The sequence below is a fragment of the Streptomyces sp. AMJ-169 genome, assembly GCF_055597585.1.
The window spans coordinates 84,965-103,962 of record NZ_JBVLTJ010000009.1; the positions used below are offsets into that span (position 1 = coordinate 84,965).

At 72.8% G+C, this 18,998-nt stretch carries 17 protein-coding genes; 9 read left to right on the forward strand and 8 right to left on the reverse strand.

The features are described 5' to 3' along the window. Positions 1–51 precede the first annotated feature (51 nt). Genes ACYUD3_RS22665 through ACYUD3_RS22675 form a run of 3 tightly spaced genes read left to right on the forward strand, consistent with a single transcriptional unit; the run spans position 52 to position 4,862 of the window. On the forward strand, positions 52–687 hold the full coding sequence (locus ACYUD3_RS22665) for a YigZ family protein (protein ID WP_470972669.1): 636 nt from the start codon (positions 52–54) through the stop codon (positions 685–687). A 30-nt stretch (positions 688–717) separates the two neighbouring features. Further along, positions 718–1,881, forward strand: a complete 1,164-nt coding sequence (locus ACYUD3_RS22670; RefSeq protein WP_470972671.1) for an exonuclease SbcCD subunit D — start codon at positions 718–720, stop codon at positions 1,879–1,881. Then, positions 1,878–4,862 carry an AAA family ATPase gene (locus ACYUD3_RS22675; protein WP_470972673.1) on the forward strand — a complete coding sequence of 995 codons (2,985 nt, stop codon included), beginning with the start codon at positions 1,878–1,880 and terminating at the stop codon, positions 4,860–4,862. The genes ACYUD3_RS22670 and ACYUD3_RS22675 overlap by 4 nt, the downstream gene beginning before the upstream one ends. On the opposite strand, the gene ACYUD3_RS22680 is transcribed toward ACYUD3_RS22675, so the two are convergent. Further along, positions 4,856–5,302 (reverse strand): Lrp/AsnC family transcriptional regulator, encoded by a 447-nt coding sequence (locus ACYUD3_RS22680; RefSeq protein ID WP_470972675.1) that lies wholly within the window; start codon positions 5,300–5,302, stop codon positions 4,856–4,858. The genes ACYUD3_RS22675 and ACYUD3_RS22680 overlap by 7 nt on opposite strands. Positions 5,303–5,395: 93 nt before the next feature. On the opposite strand from ACYUD3_RS22680, the gene ACYUD3_RS22685 reads away from it, so the two are divergent. Further along, positions 5,396–5,851 (forward strand): rhodanese-like domain-containing protein, encoded by a 456-nt coding sequence (locus ACYUD3_RS22685; protein WP_470972677.1) that lies wholly within the window; start codon positions 5,396–5,398, stop codon positions 5,849–5,851. 71 nt (positions 5,852–5,922) lie between these two features. On the opposite strand, the gene ACYUD3_RS22690 is transcribed toward ACYUD3_RS22685, so the two are convergent. From ACYUD3_RS22690 to ACYUD3_RS22705, 4 genes are all read right to left on the reverse strand, one after another. Beyond that, entirely contained in the window at positions 5,923–7,611 is a 1,689-nt protein-coding gene (locus ACYUD3_RS22690; RefSeq protein ID WP_470972679.1) for a DUF885 domain-containing protein, read from the reverse strand. Between the two features lie 125 nt (positions 7,612–7,736). Continuing rightward, positions 7,737–8,975 (reverse strand): GNAT family N-acetyltransferase, encoded by a 1,239-nt coding sequence (locus ACYUD3_RS22695; protein WP_470972680.1) that lies wholly within the window; start codon positions 8,973–8,975, stop codon positions 7,737–7,739. Between the two features lie 162 nt (positions 8,976–9,137). Then, positions 9,138–10,724: an alkaline phosphatase D family protein gene (locus ACYUD3_RS22700; protein WP_470972682.1), complete on the reverse strand. Its 1,587-nt coding sequence runs from the start codon at positions 10,722–10,724 to the stop codon at positions 9,138–9,140. 183 nt (positions 10,725–10,907) lie between these two features. Beyond that, positions 10,908–11,702 (reverse strand): hypothetical protein, encoded by a 795-nt coding sequence (locus tag ACYUD3_RS22705; RefSeq protein ID WP_470972684.1) that lies wholly within the window; start codon positions 11,700–11,702, stop codon positions 10,908–10,910. A 204-nt stretch (positions 11,703–11,906) separates the two neighbouring features. On the opposite strand from ACYUD3_RS22705, the gene ACYUD3_RS22710 reads away from it, so the two are divergent. The 3 genes from ACYUD3_RS22710 to ACYUD3_RS22720 all read left to right on the forward strand — a co-directional run bounded on the left by ACYUD3_RS22710 (position 11,907) and on the right by ACYUD3_RS22720 (position 14,056). After that, a complete protein-coding gene (locus ACYUD3_RS22710; protein WP_470972686.1) occupies positions 11,907–12,197 on the forward strand; it encodes a hypothetical protein in 291 nt (96 codons plus the stop codon). Positions 12,198–12,359: 162 nt separating this feature from the next. Further along, positions 12,360–13,361: an AraC-like ligand-binding domain-containing protein gene (locus tag ACYUD3_RS22715; RefSeq protein WP_470972688.1), complete on the forward strand. Its 1,002-nt coding sequence runs from the start codon at positions 12,360–12,362 to the stop codon at positions 13,359–13,361. 107 nt (positions 13,362–13,468) lie between these two features. Continuing rightward, positions 13,469–14,056, forward strand: coding sequence for a hypothetical protein (locus ACYUD3_RS22720; protein ID WP_470972690.1), 588 nt, complete (start codon positions 13,469–13,471; stop codon positions 14,054–14,056). Positions 14,057–14,113: 57 nt separating this feature from the next. Here the strand turns inward: ACYUD3_RS22720 and ACYUD3_RS22725 are convergent, their stop codons facing one another. Then, positions 14,114–14,944 (reverse strand): alpha/beta fold hydrolase, encoded by an 831-nt coding sequence (locus tag ACYUD3_RS22725; protein WP_470972692.1) that lies wholly within the window; start codon positions 14,942–14,944, stop codon positions 14,114–14,116. A 167-nt stretch (positions 14,945–15,111) separates the two neighbouring features. Between ACYUD3_RS22725 and sigJ the strand changes: the two genes are divergently transcribed. Together sigJ and ACYUD3_RS22735 are read left to right on the forward strand one after the other, a co-directional pair. Then, complete coding sequence (sigJ, locus tag ACYUD3_RS22730) at positions 15,112–15,993, forward strand: RNA polymerase sigma factor SigJ (RefSeq protein ID WP_470972694.1); 882 nt, start codon at positions 15,112–15,114, stop codon at positions 15,991–15,993. A gap of 152 nt (positions 15,994–16,145) precedes the next feature. Then, complete coding sequence (locus ACYUD3_RS22735) at positions 16,146–16,907, forward strand: GntR family transcriptional regulator (protein ID WP_470972696.1); 762 nt, start codon at positions 16,146–16,148, stop codon at positions 16,905–16,907. A 145-nt stretch (positions 16,908–17,052) separates the two neighbouring features. Here the strand turns inward: ACYUD3_RS22735 and ACYUD3_RS22740 are convergent, their stop codons facing one another. Beyond that, complete coding sequence (locus ACYUD3_RS22740; RefSeq protein ID WP_470972698.1) at positions 17,053–18,252, reverse strand: ROK family protein; 1,200 nt, start codon at positions 18,250–18,252, stop codon at positions 17,053–17,055. A gap of 71 nt (positions 18,253–18,323) precedes the next feature. Then, the gene (locus tag ACYUD3_RS22745) at positions 18,324–18,983 is read right to left on the reverse strand and encodes a response regulator transcription factor (protein WP_470972700.1); all 660 of its coding nucleotides are present in this window, start codon (positions 18,981–18,983) and stop codon (positions 18,324–18,326) included. Positions 18,984–18,998: the final 15 nt, after the last annotated feature.

The following is an 18,998-nucleotide window of genomic DNA, read 5'->3' on the forward strand; positions in this document are numbered from 1 at the left end:
GTGAGTCGTACCCACGACGGAGGCGTCCGCACCACCGCCTAGGCTGGCCGGATGCAGGACGAGTACCGCACCGTCGCCCGCGCGGGCGTCCACGAGACCGAGGTCAACCGCTCCCGCTTCCTGTGCGCGCTCGCACCCGCGGCCACCGAACAGGAGGCCCAGGAGTTCATCGCGGCCGTCCGCAAGGAGCACGCCGACGCCACCCACAACTGCTGGGCGTACGTCATCGGGGCCGACGCCTCCGTGCAGAAGGCCGGCGACGACGGCGAACCCGGCGGCACCGCCGGACTGCCCATGCTCCAGATGCTGACCCGCCGTGACATGCGCTACGTCGTCGCCGTCGTCACCCGCTACTACGGCGGCGTCAAGCTCGGCGCGGGCGGCCTCATCCGCGCGTACGGGGGCGCCGTCGGCGAGGCCATCGACACCCTGGGGACCCTCACCCGCCGCCGCTTCCGCCTCGCCACCCTCACCGTCGACCACCAGCGCGCCGGGAAGCTCCAGAACGACCTGCGCGCCACCGGCCGCGACGTCCGCGACGTGCGCTACGCCGAGGCCGTCACGATCGAGATCGGCCTGCCCGACGCCGACGTCCCCGCCTTCCGCGGCTGGCTCGCCGACGCGACCGCGGGAACGGCCGGCTTCACCCTCGGCGGGGAGGCGTACGGCGACAGCGACCGCCCGTGATGTCAGACCCGGCCGTTAACCTCGGGGATCATGAGGCTCCTGCACACTTCCGACTGGCATCTGGGCCGGGCGTTCCACCGGGTGGACATGCTCGGCGCCCAGGCCGAGTTCATCGGCCACCTCGTCCGCGTCGCGCGGGAACGCGAGGCCGACGCCGTGGCCGTGTCGGGTGATGTGTACGACCGCGCGGTGCCCCCGCTCGCGGCCGTGGAGCTCTTCGACGACGCCCTGCACCAACTCGCGGACGCCGGAGTCCCGACCGTGATGATCTCCGGCAACCACGACTCGGCCCGCCGCCTCGGCGTCGGCGCCGGACTCATCGGCCGCGCGGGCATCCACCTGCGCACCGCCCCCGCCTCCGCAGGCACCCCGGTGCTCCTCCAGGACACCCACGGGGACGTCGCCTTCTACGGCCTGCCCTACCTCGAACCCGCCCTCGTGAAAGACACGTTCGGCGTCGACAAGGCCGGTCACGAAGCGGTCCTAGGCGCCGCCATGGACCGCGTCCGCGCCGACCTCGCCACCCGCGCGCGGGGCACCCGCTCCGTCGTCCTCGCGCACGCCTTCGTCACCGGCGGGCAGCCCAGCGACAGCGAACGCGACATCACCGTCGGCGGCGTCGCGGCCGTCCCCGCAGGGATCTTCGACGGCGTCGACTACGTCGCCCTGGGCCACCTCCACGGCTGCCAGACCCTCACCGAGCGGGTGCGCTACTCCGGCTCCCCGCTGCCCTACTCGTTCTCCGAGGCCGGGCACCGCAAGAGCATGTGGCTGATCGACCTCGGCGCCGACGGGTCCGTCACCGCCGAGCGCGTCGACTGCCCCGTCCCGCGCGCGCTGGCCCGGCTGCGCGGCACCCTGGAGGACCTGCTGGCCGACCCCGAGCTGGCCGGCCACGAGGACGCCTGGGTCGAGGCCACCCTGACCGACGCCGTCCGCCCCGCCGACCCCATGGCCCGCCTCACCGAACGCTTCCCGCACACCCTGAGCCTCGTCTTCGCCCCCGACCGCGCCCCCGAGGACCCCGAGGCCACCTACGCGCGCCGCCTCGCCGGCCGCACCGACCAGCAGATCGCCGAGGACTTCGTCACCCACGTGCGCGGAGCGGGCCCCGACAGCGACGAACAGGGCGTCCTGCGCGACGCCTTCGACCTGGTCCGCGCCGACGACGCCCGCGCGGAGGCCGCCCGATGAGGCTCCACCGGCTCGACATCACCGCCTTCGGCCCCTTCGGCGCCCCCCAGAGCGTCGACTTCGACGCCCTCTCCGGCGCCGGCCTGTTCCTCCTGCACGGCCCCACGGGCGCCGGCAAGACCTCCGTCCTCGACGCCGTCTGCTACGCCCTGTACGGCTCCGTCCCGGGCGCCCGGCAGAGCGGCCAGGGCCAGAACCTGCGCAGCGACCACGCCGCCCCCCACGTCCGCACCGAGGTCACCCTCGAACTCACCGTCGCCGGACGCCGCCTGGAGATCACCCGCCAGCCCCCGTGGGAGCGCCCCAAGAAGCGCGGCGCGGGCACGACCCTCGACAAGGCGCAGACCTGGCTGCGCGAACACGCCCAGGGCGCCTGGAAGGACCTCAGCCGCTCCCACCAGGAGGTCGGCGAGGAGATCACCCAACTGCTCGGCATGAGCCGCGAACAGTTCTGCCAGGTCGTCCTGCTGCCCCAGGGCGACTTCGCCCGCTTCCTGCGCGCCGACGCCGAGGCCCGCGGCCGGCTCCTGGGCCGGCTCTTCGACACCCAGCGCTTCGCCGACGTCGAAAAACGCCTCGCCGACCGCCGCCGCACCACCGAGACCCAGGTCAAGGACGGCGACACCGACCTCCTCGCCGACGCCCACCGCATGCAGCAGGCCGCCGGCGGCGCCATGACCCCGCCTGACCTCGCCCCCGGCGAACCCGGCCTCGCCGAAGCCGTCCTGGCCGCCGCCGCCGTCGCCCGCAGCACCGCCCGCGAACAGCTCACCGTCGCCCACTGCGGCCGGGCCGCGGCGGCCGCCGCCCACGCCGCCGCCGGACGCGCCCTGGACGACGTACGCGAACTCGCCCGCACCCAGCGCAGGTTCGCCGAGGCGAAGGCCCGCGCGGAGCTTCTCCAGGAGCGCTCCGGGGCCTACGAGGAAGCCCGCGCGCGGATGGAACGCTCCCGCAAGGCCGAGGCCGTCGCGCCCGCGCTGGAGCTGCGCGAGGCCGCCGTCGCCGAACACCACAGGGCGAGCGCCGAAGAGGCACGCGCGCGTGCCCAGCTCCCGCAGCCCCTCGCCGAGGCCGACACCGCCGGCCTCGCCGCCGCCGCCCGCCGCGCCGCCGAGGAACTCGGCGGCCTGGAGTCCGCCCGCCGCGCGGAACGCCGGCTCGCCGAACTCGTCACCGAACGCGCCGGCCTGGACCGGCAGGAGCGCGCCGACACCGACGTCCTCACCGAGACCGAGACCTGGCTCACCGGCTGGGACGCCACCCGCGCGGACCTCCAGGCCCGCATCGACACCGCCCAGGACGCCGCCACCCGCGCGGAACAGCTCGCCGGCCGCCGCGACCCCGCCCGCAGGCGCCTCGCCGCCGCCGAACTCCGCGACCGCCTCACCGCCGACCTCGACACCGCCCGGGACCTCTCACGCGCCTCCCAGGAGGCCGCGCAGACCGCCCGCGCGCACTGGCTCGACCTCAAGGAACAGCGCCTCGACGGCATCGCCGCCGAACTCGCCGCGAGCCTCACCGACGGCACCCCCTGCGCGGTCTGCGGCGCCACCGAACACCCCGCGCCCGCGCGCAAGGACGCCGGACACATCGACCGCGCGGCCGAGGAACAGGCCTACGACACCGCACAGCGCGCGGCCGACGCCCACGACAAGGACGAACAGCGCCTCGGCACCGTCCGCCAGGACCTGGCCGCCGCCCGCGCCGAAGCCGGTGACACCCCGACCGCCGACCTCCTGGCCGAAGTCCGGGACCTGGAGCGGCAGTACGCGCACGCGCGGGAGACGGCGTCCGTGCTGCTTCCCGCGCGCGAGGAACTGCGCCACGCCGGGCAGGAGCACGAGCGGCGCACCGCAGTCCAGCGGGAGACCGCCGTGCGGATCGCCTCACGGGTGGGGCAGCGGGAACGGCTGGAGCGGGAACAGGAGGCGCTGGAGGGGGAGCTGGCGCAGGCGCGGGGGGACGCGGAGAGCGTCGCCGCGCGGGCGGGGGAGCTGGGGCGGTGGGGGGAGTTGCTGGCGGGGGCCGCGGAGAGCGCCCGCGCGGCCCACGACAGCGCCGGGCGGCTGAAGGAAGCGGACGGGAGGGTGGCCGAGGCCGCCTACCGCGCCGGGTTCGTCACGCCCGCCGAAGCCTCCGGCGCGCTCCTTGAGACCGACGTCCACCGGGATCTGCAACGGCGCCTGGACGCCTGGCAGGCCGAGGAGGCCGCCGTACAGGCCGTCCTCGCCGAAGAGGGCTCCCTGGCCGCCTCACGGCTCCCCGCCGCCGACGTCAGCGGCGCCGAGGAGCGTGCCGCCGAGGCCGCGGAGAGGCTCCAGCGGGCTGTCTCCGCGCGCGACGCCGCCGCCCGCCGCTGCACCGAGCTGGACCGGCTCTCCACGCGCGCGCAGAGCGGCGTACGCGCACTGGCGCCCCTGCGCCAGGAGTACGACCGGGTGGCGCGGCTCGCCGGGCTCACCGCCGGGACGTCCGCCGACAACGAGCGCAAGATGCGGCTGGAGGCCTACGTCCTGGCCGCCCGCCTCGAACAGGTGGCCGCCGCCGCGACCCTGCGGCTCCAGAAGATGTCGTCGGGCCGCTACACCCTCGTCCACTCCGCCGACCGCTCAGGGCGCGGGCGCAGCGGCCTCGGGCTGCACGTCGTGGACGCCTGGACCGGCCGCGAACGCGACACCGCGACCCTGTCCGGCGGCGAGACCTTCTTCGCCTCCCTCGCGCTGGCCCTGGGCCTCGCCGACGTCGTCACCGACGAGACCGGCGGCGTCCGCCTCGACACCCTCTTCATCGACGAGGGCTTCGGCAGCCTCGACGACCAGACCCTGGACGAGGTCCTGGACGTCCTGGACTCCCTGCGCGAACGCGACCGCAGCGTCGGCATCGTCAGCCATGTCGCCGACCTGCGCCGCCGCGTCCACGCCCAGCTGGAGGTCGTCAAGGACCGCACCGGGTCGGCCGTACGCCAGCGCGGTCACTGACCGACGGCGCGCCGGGGCAGCGGCGACGAGTAGACGACGCTCGTCGTCACCGACCCGAGCGTGCCGATCCGCCCCGACACCTCCTCCAGGTGCCGCATGGAGCGCGCCGCGACCTTGATGACGAAACAGTCGTCCCCGGTGACGTGGTGGGCCTCCAGGATCTCCGGGGTGACCGCCACCAGGTCGTGGAACGGCTTGTAGTGGCCGTTGGGGTAGCGCAGCCGGACGAAGGCCAGGATCGGCAGCCCCAGCCGCTCCGGGTCGACGACGGCCGCGTACCCCTGGATCACGCCGGCCTCCTCCAGCCGCCGCACCCGCTCGGTCACCGCGCTCGGCGACATCGACACGGCCCGCGCGAGCTCCGCGAAGGAGGCCCGCCCGTCGCGCTGGAGGACATCGAGGATGCGCCAGTCGGTGGCGTCCGGGGAATACGCGGTCATGGGGCAAGAGTGCGGGGGAATCGGCGGCGGATCAAGGTGAGGGCCGGGTAATCCGTCTTCAGGGCGGCGTCCGGCGGCCGTAGATTTCCGGCCATGACGAACCCTGTTCTGCGCATCGCCCCCGCCGCCCCCGCCGAAGCAGCCGCCCACTTCCGCGCGAGCCTCGCCTTCCACACGGACGTCTCCGACGTCGCCGCCGCGCTCCCCACCGACGCGTTCGTCCTCCTCGACACCCGCTCCGCCGCGTCCTGGGACCAGGGCCACATCCCCGGCGCCGTCCACCTGCCCACCGCCCTCGTCCCGGAGCAGGCGGGCCAACTGCTCGACAAGGACGTCCCGTTGGTCACCTACTGCTGGGGGCCCGGCTGCGACGGCGCCGCCCGCGCGGCTCTCGCGCTCGCCGAACTCGGCTACCAGGTCAAGGAGATGCTCGGCGGCTTCGAGTACTGGGTGCGCGAAGGGTTCGCCTACGAGACCTGGGAAGGGACCGCGCGGCGCGACCCCGACCCGCTGACGGCGCCCGTCGGTGACGGCGACTGCGGGTGCTGAAGGGCGCCCCCTGTGCAGAGGGCGCCCCGGGCGTCGTACCGCTTAAAGCGCTTTAAAGGATCTAAAGCGCTTTAAAGCGCCGCGAGTTCGTCCACCAGGTCGTCCAGGCCCAGGGAGCCCTGGGAGAGGGCCGCCATGTGCCAGGACTTCAGGTCGAAGCTCTCGCCGTGGCGCTCCTGGGCCTTCTCGCGGCCCAGCAGCCAGGCGCGCTCGCCGAGCTTGTAGCCGATCGCCTGGCCCGGGATCGTCAGGTAGCGGGTCAGCTCGCTCGCGACGAAGTCGGCCGGGCGGCTGCTGTGCGAGCCGAAGAACTCCTGGGCCAGCTCCGGCGTCCAGCGCTCACCGGGGTGGAACGGCGAGTCCGCCGGGATCTCCAGCTCCAGGTGCATGCCGATGTCGATGATCACGCGGACCGCGCGCATCATCTGCGCGTCGAGGTAGCCGAGCCGCTCCTCCGCGTCGGCGAGGAAGCCGAGTTCGTCCATCAGCCGCTCCGCGTACAGCGCCCAGCCCTCCGCGTTGGCGCTGACGATGCCGATGGTCGCCTGGTAGCGGGAGAGGTTCTCGGCGATGTGCGCCCACTGCGCGAGCTGCAAGTGATGCCCGGGGACGCCCTCGTGGTACCAGGTCGACACCAGGTCGTAGACGGGGAACCGGGTCTGGCCCATCGTCGGCAGCCAGGTGCGGCCCGGCCGGGAGAAGTCCTCGGAGGGAGCCGTGTAGTACGGCGCCGCCGCGCTGCCCGGAGGGGCGATGCGGGACTCGACCCGCCGTACCCGCTCGGCGAGTTCGAAGTGCGTGCCGTCCAGCGACTCGATCGCGCCGTCCATCAGGCCCTGGAGCCAGTCACGGACCTCGTCGACGCCCTCGATGTGCCGGCCGTGCCCGTCGAGGTGCGCGAGCGCCACCCACGGCGTCTGCGCGCCCGGCAGGATCTTCTCGGCCTCCTTCCTCATCTCGCCGAGCAGCCGGTGGTACTCGGCCCAGCCGTACGCGTACGCCTCGTCCAGGTCGAGGTCGGTGCCGTTGTAGTAGCGCGACAGTCGCGCGTACCGCTCCCGGCCGACCACCTCGGGCGCGTCCGCGATCGCCGGGGCGTACACGTCCCGTACCCAGTCCCGCAGTGCGACGACGGCCGCCGTCGACTCCTGCGCGGCGGCGTCGAGTTCGGTGCGCAGGGACTCGGGGCCGGCGGCCGCGAAGTCCTCGAACCAGCCGCGCCCCTCGCCTGTGTCGGCCCACTCGCCGAGCTGCTCGGTGAAGACGGCCGTCGGCCGGGGCGCCGCGAACAGGCCGCGCTCCAGGCCCAGTTCGAGGGACGCGCGGTAGCCGGCCAGGGTCGTGGGCACCGCGCGCAGCCGCTGCGCGATCGCCGCCCAGTCCTCCTCGGTGTCGGCCGGCGTCACCGTGAACACCTCGCGGATCTGCTGCGCCGGAGTGCCCAGGTTGCCGACCGCGCGCAGCCCCTCCCCGGCCTCGTGGACCGCGAGTTCGGCCGTCAGCCGCTCCCGCAGCAGCCGTCCGCAGCGCCGCTCGGCGTCGCTGTCCGCGCCCGGCCGGGACTCCGCCTCGTCCAGCGCGGCCAGCGTCTCGCGCGCCAGCCGCGCCACCGCCTCCTGGCCCGCGGGCGACAGATCCGGCATCCGGCCGGAGCTCTCCCGCGCGCCGAGATAGGTGCCGGTGAACGGATCGAGGGCGATGAGGGCGTCGACGTACGCGTCGGCGACCTCGCGGGGCAGCGGGCTGTTGGTCTCTGACATGCGGACATCCTCATACGGATACCGGTGTCGCGTCAGCCCGGGGTGGGGGCCGTTCCGGCGGGGGTGGCCGGATTTCGCTCAGGGCGTGGCCGGGCCGGGGACGTTTCCCGCGCGCGGGGCGTTCTTCACAGCAGACTCTCCGCGCTGACCCCCTCCAGGCGGGCCGTCAGCACCAGGGTGCCCTCCTCGATCTGGTAGTCCAGCGGCAGCTCCAGCGCGCGCATGGCGGCGATCATGCCGGTGTTCGCCGAACGGGTGACCGCGTACACGCTCTCGCTGCCCGTCTCCACGGCCATCCGGACCAGCCTGCGCAGCAGCTCCCCGCCGATCCCGCGCCGTTGCCAGTCGTCCTCGACGAGGAGGGCGACCTCGGTCTCGTCGCCGTCCCAGAGCAGGTGGCCGAGGCCGACGACGCGGCCCGAGGCGGTGCGCACGGCCAGGGTGCGGCCGTAGCGGGGGCTGAGGAGGTGGTTCAGGTAGCGGTCGGCGTCGCCGACCGGGCCGTGGTAGCGCAGGCTCAGGGTGGCCTGCGAGCAGCGCTCGTGCATGGCCTTCGCGGCGGCCAGGTCACCCGTGTCGGCGCGGCCGATCGTGATGTCGCCGCCCTCGGGCAGCGTCAGCGCGTCCAGGCCGCGCGGGACCCGCGGGCCGAGCCGCGCGTCCAGCTCCAGCAGCGCGCGGGCGCGCGCGAACTCGGTCGGGGTGAACGGCAGGTACGGCCGCTCCACGGTGATCACTCCGCCTTCCGGCGCCCGCAGGCGCAGCACGGTCTCCTCCAGGACCCCCTCCGCCGGCACGCCGTCCGCGCGGGGCGTCGAACGGATCGTGCAGCGGCCCAGCAGCTGGCGCAGCGCGAGGGGGAGTTCGGCCGCGTCCAGCGCGGTCCTGGTGGCCAGGCCCAGCATCCGGGTCGGCGCGTCGACGAGGTCGTGGGCGTCGGCCCGCTCGATCCAGATGTCCGTGCCGCCGGCCCGCGCGAGCGCGCGCGTGATGTCGTCGCCGCCCAGCTCGCCCGGGGCGCGCAGCAGGAACTCGTCGACCGTGTCGAGGCCCAGGGGGTGCGTCTGGAGGCTCAGGATGTCGACGCCGTGGCCGGCCAGGGCGGCGCACAGGGCGGCCAGGGAGCCGGGGGCGTCCTTGACCGTCGTACGCATCCGCCACAGGGTGCTGGCGCCGGGTTCGGGGAGGGCGGGGGCGGCCGTTGTGTCCCCGGCGGGTGGCCGGGGGCCGGTATCGGTCTGTGGTGGCGCGTGGCCGTGGCGGCGTGAGCGCCATGTCTCGCGGCCCGCGGTGACGGCGGCGAGCAGGACGGCGAGGAGGGCGGTCAGTTCGGCGGCACAGCGGCGCCAGATTTTTCTCATCATGCAAACACTGTGACGGAAGGGTGTTGCGTGATCACGAACGGTCTGTGTCCGATGAGTAAATGGATATTTTTGTCCACTTTCGATTCATGCGGTTCTCGTCACACCGCGCACCGGGGGATGACGCCGGTGCGCGGCATGCCGTCGAGGGTACGGGACCGGCGGCTACTGGCCGACGCGTCCCGGCTGGAGCACCTGTGTGAACAGGACAGTTCCGTCGGACTCGCGCAGCCGGACCGTCAACTCCCCGCTGCCGCCGTCGATGTCGACCTCGCCGAAGAACTGGAACCCTTGCGCCGGGGAGACGTTGGACGCCGTCGGCGCCTTGACGAAGACCCGTTCCGGACCGAACGTGCCGTCCAGATCATTGGCCGGAAACGCGCCCGCGTTGAGCGGCCCGGAGACGAACTCCCAGAACGGCTCGAAGTCCTTGAACGCCGCCCGCGCGGGCTGGTAGTGCTGCGCCGAGGTGTGGTGCACGTCGGCCGTCAGCCATACGGTGCCGGTGATCCGCCGGTGCTTGATGAACCGCAGCAGCTCGGCGATCTGGAGTTCCCGGCCGAGCGGCTGCCCCGGGTCGCCCTGGGCGACGGCCTCGAAGTTCGGCTTGTTCTCCATCGGGTCGGGGACGACGAGGCCGAGCGGCATGTCGGCGGCGATGACCTTCCACACCGCGCGGGAACGGGCCAGCTCGCGTTTGAGCCATTCCAGTTGTTCACGTCCGAGGATGCCCTGGGGGTCGGTCGTCTGCTGGTCGGGGGAGTTGGCGTTGCGGTAGGTGCGCATGTCGAGGACGAACACGTCGAGCAGCGGGCCGTGCCGCATGACGCGCTGGACGCGGCCGTCCTTCGCGCCCGGGGTGAGGGTCGAGACGGGGAAGTACTCGCTGAACGCGCGGCGGGCGCGGGCGGCGAGGACGTCGACGCTCTTCTCCGTGTAGCGCGGGTCGGAGGCGGTGATGATCTCGCCGGGGTACCAGTTGTTGCGGACCTCGTGGTCGTCCCACTGGATGATCGAGGGGACCTGGGCGTTGAAGCGGCGCAGGTTGTCGTCGAGGAGGTTGTAGCGGAAGTTGCCGCGGTACTCGGCGAGGGTCTCGGCGACCTTGGACTTCTCCTCGGTGACCAGGTTGCGGTACAGGCTGCCGTCGGGGAGCGCCTGGGTGGCCGTGATGGGGCCGTCGGCGTAGATGTTGTCGCCGCTGCACAGGAAGAAGTCGGGGTCGAGTTTGGCCATGGCGTCGTAGATGCGGTAGCCGCCGAGGTCGGGGTTGATGCCCCAGCCCTGTCCGGCGAGGTCTCCGGACCACAGGAACTTGACGCCGTGTCTGCGGCCGGCGGGGGCGGTGCGGAAGGTGCCGGTGACGGGTTCGCCGGTGCGGCGGGGGTCGTTGGGGTCGGCCAGGGTGACGCGGTAGTGGATCTGCTCGCCCGCGGGGAGGCCGTTCAGGCGGGTGGTGCCGGTGTAGTCCGTGCCGGCGGCCAGGAGGGGGCCGTACCGGCGGCAGGGGTTGCGGAAGGACTCCGTGGCGGCGGTTTCGACGATCATCCGCGCGGGGCGGTCGGACCTCACCCATACGAGTCCGGAGTGGGCGGTGACGTCTCCGGTCTGGACTCCCCAGTGGGCGCCGGGGCGTCCGGTGAGCGCGAAGGCGGGGGCCGCGGCGAGGGCGCCGGGGACGGCGAGTGCGGCTGATGCGGCGAGGGTGCCTTGGAGGAGGGTGCGGCGGGTGGGGGAGGGGAGGTGGGGCATGGGCGGGCCTCCGGGGTGGGGTGGTGTGGGTGCAGGGTCAGGCCTACTTGGGGTGGGGGGCGGGGGCGGAAATGGGGGGTTAATAACTGGGCTTGGGGTGGGGTTTTCGGGCGTGCGGTCTGGGGGTGTACGGGACTGGCGCGGGTCTGTGCTTCCTGGAGTGGCCGGAGGGCGGCGCGCTCCTCAGCCGTTGAGTGAACTCGGTTTCCAGACCTTGACCGAGAGGTCGATGTACGGGGCGAGGTAATCCGGTGCGTAGACCTTGACCACCTTGGCCGCCACGACACGCCCTTCTTCGGTCACCGAACAGAGGGTGGCTCCGGCGACAATCCCCACCGCTTTCCCGTTGCCGAGGGAATCCATCTGTGCGCTCGCCCAAGGGGCGGATCCTGTCGCGCGCGTACACGATTCCACCGTGCCGCCGACGCCCGGTTTGAGAATTCCGAATCGGCGCTCGTTCATCGTGCTGAGATCACCTTGGAGCGGATCGGCGTACGACAGATCGAATTTGGCCTGTTCCTCTTCCGGCAGCGCATTGAACGCTTTGCCGCCGATCGCCCGCGCCCAGCCAAGTGCGTCAAAATCCACATACAGCGGGGTGTCGGGCCGGGTCAGCCTGAGATCCTCTTCGCGCTCCAAGGTGTACGTGGCGGCGGACGGACTCGGCGAAGGCTCGGCCTGGCCCGGCTGGGCCGATTCCGGCGGGCCGCCTTTCTGTCCTTCGTCGGCCGGTGCCGAATCGCTCGTGGACGGCGCGGTGTTCACATCCTGCGATCCGCTTTGGAACGGCTTAAGGATGATCAGGGCAGAGATTCCGCTCACCAGGACGATTCCGGTGACGATGACGAGGATCGTCCGGGAGCCGCTGTCTTTCTTCGCCGACGGCCCTGAGTACTCGCCTTCCAGCAGCCCTTTCCGCCACTTGAAACGATGCCCTTGAGTGGCCGCAGGCTCCTCGCGATCCGGCTGCTGATTCATGACTCCCGCCCTGTCCCTCTGATGGCCGTCCTCGAGGGCGGCAGCCTAGCGGAACGATGCGGTTCATATGGACACATGTTGACTCTAGGTCACATCTAGGGCCAAACCTCACTCGTTGAGGCGAAAAGTGCCGGACATCATTGTCCGCGGCTTACTTCCGGTGTCACCTTTTTGGTGGAACGGAAGAACGAAAGGTGGTGGGTGATGACCGAACCCCTTCAGGTCACACCGGTGAGCACAGCGCAGACCGGGACCTACATTTACGACCTCGGGATCCACGGCACGTTCACGCTGCGGTTCAGCGTCCCGGGCGTGACCAGCAACAGCATCGTCATGGTCTCCATGACCGAACTCAGCGGAAACAACGTGCCGTTCGTCGGGGACGCGACCATGACGGTGCACAACGTCGCGCCCGGCAACGGCTCCGTCCAGCTCCGGGGGGAGGTGGACTGGGATTCCAACTTGTCGGTCCGGGTGTCGTTCCTCATCGCCTGACCGCCGCCTCCCGCCCGTCTTCGGCGAAGATTGATCAACCTTTACTGCGGCATGACTTGTCCTGATTGATGCCCTGTCATTCTTGCTCCGGAGTGGGGGACGGACCGGTCGGGTCGCTGAAGGCTGAGGTTCCCCGGAGGGGACCGGCGGCGGAGGACGCACGTGATCGCTACCATGAACAGCGAGGACCTGCCGGCCCCGGACCGCTTCGAGTGGTGGTGCGAACAGGTGGCCAGGGACGTCGTCCCGACGGCGATCAGCAGCCCGCACGCCGCGGACTTCCGCGCCGCCGCGACACTCATGGAACTGGGGCCGGTCCAGCTGTCCGTCCTGGCCTTCCCCGAACTGCGGTCCGTGCGCACGCCGGCCCTGGTCCGCAGCTCCGATCCCGAGCGCTACGGGCTCAGCCTGATCACCGCGAACGCCGTCCACCTCGCCCAGCACGACCGCGACTGCCGGGCGGGCGCGGGCGAACTGCTCCTCCACGACACCTCCCGCCCCTCGGAGGTCCGGACGCTGCCCGGCGCGGGCCCGGCGACGGCGCTGATCCTGCACCTGCCCAAAGCCGCCGTACCGCTGCGCCCGCGCCGGCTGGACGACCTGATCGCGCGCCCGCTGCCCGCCGCCACCGGGATGAACGTCGTCCTCGCCCGCTACTTCACCAGCGTCGCCACGGCTGTCGGCAACGGCGAGCTGGGCGAGCGCGAGACGCGGCGGCTGGGTGAGGCGGCTCTCGACCTGACGGTGGCCGCCCTCGCCGCCCAGCTCGACGCCCAGGACGAACTGAGCCCCGAGACCCGGCGGCAGGCGCTGCTGGCCCGGATCGACGCGTTCATCGAGCACAACCTGGGCGACCCCGACCTGACCGTCGCCGAGATCGCCGCTCACCACCACATCTCCGTGGGACACCTCCACCGCCTCTTCCGGCCCCGCGAACTGACCGTCGCCGCCTGGATCCGGCACCTGCGGCTGGAGCGCTGCCGCGCCGACCTCGCCGACCCCCGGCTCCGTGCCCGCGCCGTCCAGGCGGTCGCGGCCCGCTGGGGGTTCCGGCACCCCGCCGACTTCAGCCGCGCCTTCCGCGCCGCCCACGGCCTGCCCCCTGGCGACTACCGCCGCCGGGCGCTGGCCGAGGAGGGAGACGCAGCCCCAAGAAACAGGTGACGCCACGCCAATGACTCCTTCCCTGGAGCTTGGAACACTCATCGCCAGGTTCCGCACCAAAACGCACATCGAACAGGGAACGCATGCTCAGGTCCACCAGAAAAGCCGTGAAAACGGCAGTCGCTCTTTTCGCGACGTCCATCGCCGTCATCGGTACGTCCGCCACCGCACAGGCCGCAACGGGCGCGGACGGATTCCCGATCCTGCACGGCAGCAGCAATCAAATGGCGCACACGTGCAAAGAGATCGGTGCGGCCGTGGATCCCAACATCAAGGCCCAGGTCCACGGAATAGTCTGCGCCGACCTCTACACCTACGACTACCACGGAATGGCGTACGTCAACTCCTCCGTGGAGGCGTACTGCCAGGTCAACTATGCCGGCGGCCGTACTAAGACCGTGCAGTGCGCGAACATCGTGGCCAAGGTGGAGTACGCCGACGGCGTCGGCACCCGTTACATCTATTCGAAGACCTGTGGTCATTCTCACGGGGCCTGCCCGGCCGGCCGATACGTCGTCGGAGAAACCTTCCAGCAGGTAAATGTCCAAGGCGGTGCCTGCGGGACCACCCCGAATTCGAAATCCCAGGTGTGGGGGCTCGCCCTTGCCGGGACGCAGATCGAACTTCCCGGGTCGGACAAGTTCCTGACGCTGCCCTCGAATTTGTCCACCGGGCATCATTACGTCTGCTTCTGAGTAATCCCTTGCCCGCGGCGGAAGCATTTCACCGCCGCGGGCAAGGCGCTCCATGGGTCAGCGGCTCCCGTCCAGGATCACCCGGGCCACCAACGCCGGATCGTCGTTCATAGGGCAGTGCCCGCACCCCGGCAGCCGCACCAGCCGCGCGCGCGGGATCACCTGTTTCGCGCGCACCCCCTGCCGGCGCAGCAGGATCCGGTCCTGGGTACCCCAGCCGATCGTCACCGGCACCCCAGGGACATCCTCCGTGAACCGCACCGACGCACCCGCGCGGAGCGTGTCCTCGAACCCCGGGGCGCCGGACAGCGCCAGGGTCTCCGCCACCACCGCCTCCGGGGCGCGGCGGCCCGGACGGGCGTAGATCGTGCTCGTCAGCGCCGTACGGCCCACCGCCGACCGGGACAGGCGCTCCACCAGGGGAAGCGGCATCCCGCGCGCGAGGCGCCGCATCGCGACCAGCACCGAGAACGCGTACCGGTGCTCCGGCGCCGACCAGAACCCCGCCGGGGACAGCGCCGTGACGGACCGTACGGCCTTCTCACGGCCCAGCTCCAGGGCGATCAGGCCGCCCAGGGAGTTCCCGGCCGCATGCGGGCGGTCCAGGCCCAGAGCGGCGCACAGGGCCGTGAAGACGGCCGTGGTGGTCGGGAGGTCGTAGGACAGGCCCTCCGGGAGCGCGGGGGAGGCGCCGAAACCCGGGAGGTCGACGGCCACCACGTCGCGTTCCGTCGCCAGGATGTCCACCACCGGGTCCCACGCCTGCCGGTGATGGCCGATGCCGTGCAGCAGGAGCAGCGGTTCACCGCGGCCCACGCGCGCGTAGGCGACGGTCACGGGCAGCGGGCCCCGCGCGGAGGGGACTTCGAAGGAGACGGTGGCGGACAATGCGGTGCTCCTCGCTTCAGACGTCGGTAGACAGTTTGTCAGCCTGGGCTACTCGCGGGTAGCCCCCTGGAGTGAGCCCGCGCGCGGGCGCCCCGGCCGCGCATCCAGGTGTCCGGCAGGGAGCGGTCCGGCTGGACTTGATCGCGGGCGTCGGGTGGGATGGCGGCGTGACGACCGACACCGCGACCGACGTCTTCGAGGGCCACCGACCGCTCCTGATGGGCATCGCCTACCGCATGCTCGGCCGGGTCGCCGACGCCGAGGACGTCGTCCAGGACGCGTGGCTGCGCTGGCACGGCGCCGACCGCGCGGCCGTCCGCGAACCCCGCCCCTACCTGGTCCGCGTCGTCACCCGCCTCGCCGTCGAACGCCTCGGCCGCATCAAGGCCCGGGGCGAGACCTACGTCGGCCCCTGGCTGCCCGAGCCGTACGTCACCGACTTCGCCGACACCGTCCCCGACGCCGCCGAACGCACCGTCCTCGCCGACACCGTCTCCCTCGCCGTCCTCGTCGTCCTGGAGTCCCTCTCCCCCCTGGAACGCGCGGTGTTCGTCCTGCGCGAGGCCTTCGGCTACCCCTACGCCGACATCGCCGCCCTCCTGGAGCGCGCCGAACCCGCCGTACGGCAGCTCGCCGGCCGCGCGCGCCGGCACGTCGAGGAGCGCAGGCCCCGCTACGACGTCGATCCCGGGCGGCGCCGGGAACTCACCGAGAAGTTCCTCGCGGCAGCCGCAGAGGGCGACCTGGACGGCCTCATGGCCCTCCTCGCGCCCGACGCCCGGCTCGTCGGCGACAGCGGCGGCCGGGTCAAGGCGCCGCTGCACGTCATCGAGGGCGCCGACAAGATCGGCCGGTTCGCCGCAGGCGTCGCGCGCAAGGGCGTCCCCGACCTGTCCTTCCGCTTCCTGGAGATCAACGGCGGCCCCGCGGTCGTCGTCCTCCAAGGGGCGGTGCCCGACTCGGTGTTCCAGCTCGGCGTCGTCGACGGGCGCATCGCGGCCGTGTACATCGTCCGCAACCCCGAGAAGCTGCGTCTGCTCGCCGTGTGAAGACGGTGCGGGCAAGTGGTGAAAGCGGTTTCCCCATTGGTCTTGACCAAGGGTGGGGGCCGTCCTATGGTCGCTGACAAGTGCAACAACCTTTAATAAACAAGGGCGCGAAAACGCCGTGTACGGCGGGCGCCGCGGGGGCGGAGGACAGGGTGGGGACCACTCAGCTGGAACCGGTGCAGGAACCGAAGTACTGGCACCTCAGGACCGTGCTCAGCGAAGCGCTCGACTCCGAGTTCGCGGTGGGGGAGGTCCTGCCCAACGAGCGGGAACTGGCCGCCCGTTTCGGTGTCGCCCGCGCCACGCTCCGCCAGGCGCTGGAGCAGCTCGAACTCGAAGGCCGGCTGCACCGCCGCCGGGGCGTCGGTACGACCGTCGCGCCCCCGCGCGTGGGCGTCGACGTCGGCCCGGACGGCGCCTCCTGGCCGGACCCCGCCGACGAGGTGTGGCAGCCCGCCGACAGCGCCCTGACGCCCCCTCCGGCAGCCGTCGCCGCCGTCCTCTCCCTGCCGCGCGACACCCCCGTCCACACGGTCCGCCGCTCCCGCGTCTCCCACGGCCAGCCCGTCGCCGCCGAACTCATCTACGTCCCCGCCGACTCCGTCCCCGGCCTTCCCGCCGTCGACACCCTGGCCGGCGCCGCCCACGCGCGCGCGGTGCTGCACGCCCTCCAGGGGCTCCGGCTGACCGGCCGGGAACGCTCCGTGGAACTCGGCTCGGCCCGCGCGGACGACGCCAAGCAGCTCGACCGGCTCCCCGGCGCGCCCGTCCTCGTCGTCACCACCCGCTACACGACCGCCGACCGCGTCACGGCCCTCTCCGTCGCGACCTACCGCGCGGACACCTGCCGGCTGACGTTCGGGGCGTCGGGAGGGGTGGAGATCTGCCCGGGGGGCGAGGAGCGGGCCTCCTAGGGGGCGGACGGGGCCAGGGACGCGCACGACGCCCCGCGCGGGAGGCCGACGGAAAAACGCGGCTGCGGATTGCCATGTGTGTACGACGCCCCCGCGCGGGAGGCCGGCTTCGGGCCCGGGGTGCCGTGCACCCGCGCGGAGTGCTTTACGGCGAACCCGCGCGCGGGACGCCTCTCACCCGCCCGGCCAGCCCCCGTGCCGTCACCGTCCCCTCCACGGCGAACAGTTGCTCCTCGACATGGTCGAGGGCCAGCCTCAGGGCGCCCGTGGCGACGGCTGCCTCGCCCAGGCGGGAGACGGTCACCTCGGGCGGGCGCAGGCAGTAGCGGGCGAGTTCCTCGCGCAGGGGGACCAGGATGTCGTCCAGGCCCGCCGCCCGCCCGCCGATGACCACCAGCTCGGGGTCGAGGGCGAGCACCAGGGCGGTCACGTCGTGCACGAGGCGCCGCAGGAAACGGTCGACGGCCGCCCGCGCGCGGGGGTCGCCCGCGCGGGCCCGGATGAACACCTGGGCCATCGCCAGGTCGTCCAGCGGCGGCAGCGGCTCGTCCGTCGTCGACAGCAGGGCCTCCGGGGTCTCCTCGCGGCCCAGGAGGTGCAGCGCGCCGATCTCGCCCGCCGCGCCGCCGTAGCCGCGGTGCAGCCGCCCGCCGATCAGGGCGCCCGCGCCGGGGCTCAGCCCGGCCAGCACCAGCACCACGTCGTCCGACTCGGTCGCCGCGCCCTTCCAGTGCTCCCCGACGGCCGCCGCGTTGGCGTCGTTCTCGACCAGCACCGGGCACCTGAACGACCTGCCGAGCCGCTCGCCCAGCCGCAGCCCCGTCCACTGCGGCAGCGCCGCGCACAGCCGCACGGTGCCGTCCGCCTCGACGATGCCGGGCGTGCCGGCGCCCACCGCGCGCAGCGCACCGCGCGGCACGCCGCAGCGGCGCAGCAGCTCGGCGGCGACCGCCCGCACCCGTTCCAGCCGCTCGTCCGCCGGCGCCGACTCCTCGACCCCGCGCGCCTGCGTCCCGAGAACGCGCCCGTCGAGGTCGGCCAGCACCGCGGAGACCCGGTGCACGCCGATGTCCAGCCCCAGCAGATGCCCCGCTTCCGCCCGGAACCTGAACCGCCGCGCAGGCCGCCCCTGCCGCCGTACGACGCTCACGTCGGCCGCCTCCTCGACGACCAGCCCCGCCGCGACCAGATCCTCGACGACGCCCTCCACGGTGGGCCGCGACAGCCCCGTCACCCCGGTCACCTCGGTCAGCGTCGCCGGCTGTGTGCCGCGCAGCGCGTGCAGCACCACCGCGGAGTTGATCCGCCGCAGCAACGAAGGATCCCCACCGGTCAGCCGCCCCACGGTCCGCCCCCCTCCTCGCGTGTGGGGCGGATCGTACTCGGCACCCGGGGCAGCGGCGACCAGGGCGACGGCTAACCCGGCGTCACGAAGCCCGACTCGTACGCGGCGATCACCGCCTGGGTGCGGTCACGGGCCCCCAATTTGGTGAGGACGCCGCTGACATGGGACTTGACGGTCTCGGTGCCCACCACCAGACGGGCGGCGATCTCGGCGTTCGACAGCCCCCGGGCCATCAGCCGCAGAACCTCCGCCTCGCGGTCGGTGAGCCGGGCGCGGTCCATACGCGCGCGGGCGGCCCGGTCACCCCCGTCCCCGTAGGCGGCGGCCAACTGCCGCACCGAGGCCGGGAACAGCAAGGACTCGCCCTCGGCCACCAGCCGCACCGCGTGGACGATCTCGGCGGGCCGGGCCCGCTTGAGGAGGAAACCGTCCGCGCCCGCGCGCAGGGCCTCGTAGACGTACTCGTCGTTCTCGAACGTCGTCACCACAAGGATCTTCGGCGGCTCCGGGACCGTCCGCAGCACCGCGCGGGTGGCCTCGATGCCGTCCAGCAGGGGCATGCGTACGTCCATGGCGACGACGTCGGGCCGCAGTTGACGTACCAGGGGGATGACGGCGGCTCCGTCGGCCGCCTCGCCGACGACCAGGATGTCCGGCTGGGACTCCAGGACGGCCCGCAGGCCCGCGCGGACGAGGGGTTCGTCGTCGACCAGGAGTACGGTGACCGGCATCGCGCCAGCCTATGC

Excerpts from the sequence above, each read along its gene's own strand:
- ACYUD3_RS22665 (WP_470972669.1), top strand. The coding sequence starts at position 52 with ATGCAGGACGAGTACCGCACCGTCGCCCGCGCGGGCGTCCACGAGACC.
- ACYUD3_RS22670 (WP_470972671.1), top strand. The coding sequence starts at position 718 with ATGAGGCTCCTGCACACTTCCGACTGGCATCTGGGCCGGGCGTTCCAC.
- ACYUD3_RS22675 (WP_470972673.1), top strand. The coding sequence starts at position 1,878 with ATGAGGCTCCACCGGCTCGACATCACCGCCTTCGGCCCCTTCGGCGCC.
- ACYUD3_RS22680 (WP_470972675.1), bottom strand. The coding sequence starts at position 5,302 with ATGACCGCGTATTCCCCGGACGCCACCGACTGGCGCATCCTCGATGTC.
- ACYUD3_RS22685 (WP_470972677.1), top strand. The coding sequence starts at position 5,396 with ATGACGAACCCTGTTCTGCGCATCGCCCCCGCCGCCCCCGCCGAAGCA.
- ACYUD3_RS22690 (WP_470972679.1), bottom strand. The coding sequence starts at position 7,611 with ATGTCAGAGACCAACAGCCCGCTGCCCCGCGAGGTCGCCGACGCGTAC.
- ACYUD3_RS22695 (WP_470972680.1), bottom strand. The coding sequence starts at position 8,975 with ATGATGAGAAAAATCTGGCGCCGCTGTGCCGCCGAACTGACCGCCCTC.
- ACYUD3_RS22700 (WP_470972682.1), bottom strand. The coding sequence starts at position 10,724 with ATGCCCCACCTCCCCTCCCCCACCCGCCGCACCCTCCTCCAAGGCACC.
- ACYUD3_RS22705 (WP_470972684.1), bottom strand. The coding sequence starts at position 11,702 with ATGAATCAGCAGCCGGATCGCGAGGAGCCTGCGGCCACTCAAGGGCAT.
- ACYUD3_RS22710 (WP_470972686.1), top strand. The coding sequence starts at position 11,907 with ATGACCGAACCCCTTCAGGTCACACCGGTGAGCACAGCGCAGACCGGG.
- ACYUD3_RS22745 (WP_470972700.1), bottom strand. The coding sequence starts at position 18,983 with ATGCCGGTCACCGTACTCCTGGTCGACGACGAACCCCTCGTCCGCGCG.